Annotated in this window: 1 rRNA gene; it reads right to left on the bottom strand. The window is 49.1% G+C overall.

The features are described 5' to 3' along the window. Positions 1 to 240: 240 nt before the first annotated feature. Positions 241 to 3,083 (bottom strand): 23S ribosomal RNA (locus BM123_RS23575). Between the last annotated feature and the right edge of the window lie 294 nt (positions 3,084 to 3,377).

Genomic DNA, 3,377 nt, shown 5'->3' with positions numbered 1-3,377 from the left:
CATAACCGCACTTTCATTCAAGCAGGTCATGATTCAGTTTCTTTAGTGAAACGATCAACAAGTGGGAAAAGAGATAAACGATAACTAACTCCTCAGAAATTATGGCCTGTAAGACCTGGTTTGCTGATAATATTAAAATTTAACAAGCGTCAGTTTCACTTTTACTCATAAATTCAGACAGTAAATATTACTGCTCAATCCATTTTGTAGACTTCTCTTATTACCGAAGTAAAAAAAGAAAAAAGGAAGCTGTCGGGCAATTAGTACTACTCGGCTCCATACGTTACCGCACTTCCACCTATAGCCTATCAACGTAGTAATCTTCTACGACCCTCAATGGAATACTAATCTTGAAGTTGGCTTCGTGCTTAGATGCTTTCAGCGCTTATCCATGCCGTATATAGCTACCCGGCGGTGCAGCTGGCGCCACAACCGGTACACTAGAGATACGTCCATCCCGGTCCTCTCGTACTGGAGACAGATCTTCTCAATATTCCTACGCCCGCAACAGATAGAGACCGAACTGTCTTGCGACGTTCTGAACCCAGCTCGCGTGCCACTTTAATGGGCGAACAGCCCAACCCTTGGGACCTTCTTCAGCCCCAGGATGTGACGAGCCGACATCGAGGTGCCAAACCTCCCCGTCGATGTGAGCTCTTGGGGGAGATCAGCCTGTTATCCCCGGAGTACCTTTTATCCTTTGAGCGATGGCCCTTCCATACGGAACCACCGGATCACTTGAGCCTGCTTTCGCACCTGGTCGAGATGTCTCTCTCTCAGTCAAGCTCCCTTATACTCATACGCTCTTCGCATGATTACCAACCATGCTGAGGGAACCTTTGCGAGCCTCCGTTACGCTTTAGGAGGCGACCACCCCAGTCAAACTACCCACCACACACGGTCCTCCTCTTTCCAGGAGTTAGTGTCAAAGTATAAGAAGGGTGGTATTTCAAGGACGACTCCACGAACACTGGCGTGCCCGCTTCGATGTCTCCCACCTATCCTACACATCTTATACCCTAACACAATGTGAAGCTGTAGTAAAGGTTCACGGGGTCTTTTCGTCCCGTTGCGGGTAATCGGCATCTTCACCGATACTTCAATTTCACCGAGCTCATGGCCGAGACAGTGCCCAGATCGTTACACCATTCGTGCAGGTCGGAACTTACCCGACAAGGAATTTCGCTACCTTAGGACCGTTATAGTTACGGCCGCCGTTTACCGGGGCTTCAGTTAAGACCTTCGGATTACTCCTAAGCCCCTTCCTTAACCTTCCGGCACCGGGCAGGTGTCAGACCCTATACTTCATCTTTCGATTTAGCAGAGTCCTGTGTTTTTGCTAAACAGTCGCCTGGGCCTCTTCACTGCGGCCCCCACAAGGGGGGCGACGCTTCTCCCGAAGTTACGCGTCCAATTTGCCTAGTTCCTTAGCCATGAATCACTCGAGCGCCTTAGGATACTCTCCTCAACTACCTGTGTCGGTTTACGGTACGGGCCGCTTCACTTGCTATTTCTTGGAAGTCGCTTCGGTACACTATCAAATTCCCCCGAAAGGGTCTCTGTACTATCGGTCAGTTTTACCCAACCTTCAACGTACTATTCCGTCAGTACGCGATACCTACACTACTCCGTCGCTTTCAATGTGAGCGGGTACGGGAATATTAACCCGTTTGCCATCGGCTTCGCCTCGCGGCTACACCTTAGGACCCGACTAACCCGATTCTGATTAACATCGAATACGGAAACCTTAGTTTTACGGCGAAGGGGTTTCTCACCCCTTTTATCGTTACTCATGCCTACATTTGCTTTTGTAGATGCTCCAGCCATCGTCACCGACAACCTTCAACGCCACTACAATGCTCCCCTACCACTCTTTCGAATCCATAGCTTCGGTACCGAACTTATGCCCGAGTATTTTCCGCGCAGGAGCGCTCGACTAGTGAGCTGTTACGCACTCTTTAAATGAATGGCTGCTTCCAAGCCAACATCCTAGCTGTCTTAGCACCCCCACATCGTTCAATTCAACTTAGTCCGAATTTGGGGACCTTAGCTGATGGTCTGGGTTGTTCCCCTCTTGGCAATGGACCTTAGCACCCACTGCCTCACTGCCGCTACTGTTATGCCGGCATTCGGAGTTCATCAGGGGTTGGTAGGCGGTGAAGCCCCCTAGCCCTATTGGTAGCTCTACCTCCGGCACACATTACACGACGCTGCACCTAAATGCATTTCGGGGAGTACGAGCTATCTCCTGGTTTGATTGGCCTTTCACCCCTACCCACAGGTCATCCGAACATTTTTCAACATGTACCGGTTCGGTCCTCCATTCCGAGACTATCGGAACTTCAACCTGCCCATGGGTAGATCACCAGGTTTCGCGTCTACCCCCACTACCTATGTCGCCCTGTTAAGACTCGCTTTCGCTTCGCATACGGTTCTGAAAACCTTAAACTTGGTAGTGAGGAGTAACTCGTAGGCTCATTATGCAAAAGGCACGCCGTCATCCCGCAACAAGTGCGGGACTCCGACCGCTTGTAGGCGCACGGTTTCAGGGTCTTTTCACTCCGCTTCTCGCGGTTCTTTTCACCTTTCCCTCACGGTACTTGTGCACTATCGGTCTCTCAGGAGTATTTAGCCTTACGGGATGGTGCCCGCAAATTCAGACAGGGTTTCTCCGGCCCCGCCCTACTCAGGATACCCAACTCAGCATTCACCGTTCCTGTACGGGACTGTCACCCTCTGTGGTCACACTTTCCAGATGTGTTCCAATTGAGTGAATACTGATTATTCGGGTCCTACAACCCCAAAACGACGTATCGTCTTGGTTTGGGCTGTTCCGCGTTCGCTCGCCACTACTTGCAGAATCATTAAATTATTTTCTCCTCCTCCGGGTACTTAGATGTTTCAGTTCCCCGGGTTACCTCTCCTTGCGGAGTACTATGTCTTCAACATAGTGGGTTGCCCCATTCGGACATTCAGGGATATAACGGTTGTTTGCACCTCCCCCTGACTTTTCGCAGCTTACCACGTCCTTCATCGTCTCTGAGAGCCTAGGCATCCCCCGTACGCCCTTATTTCACTTCCTAATCTTAAGCTGCACCGAAGTGCAGCCAATTCTTACGAAACAAAATAAGATTACTGAGTAAAATTATATTGCCTAAACTAATGAGTTAAGTTTATATCCAACAGACGCTTGAGAAATAATGAAATTATTCTCTCGCAACGAGATCTTATGTGATCATAAAATCCGTTAAATTAATTACTGTTGCTCTCTTATTCCCAACTTGTCAAAGATCGTCACTAAACCATTTATCCCTAAGTGATACCCCTCCGTGTAAGAAATGGGAGTAGTATGACCGGGTGGTTTAAAGGTCAATATC

This window comes from Neolewinella agarilytica (assembly GCF_900110645.1).
Lineage (GTDB): Bacteria > Bacteroidota > Bacteroidia > Chitinophagales > Saprospiraceae > Neolewinella > Neolewinella agarilytica.
Note: the sequence above shows the minus strand (reverse complement) of the source record. Positions and strands in the feature narration are given on the sequence as shown.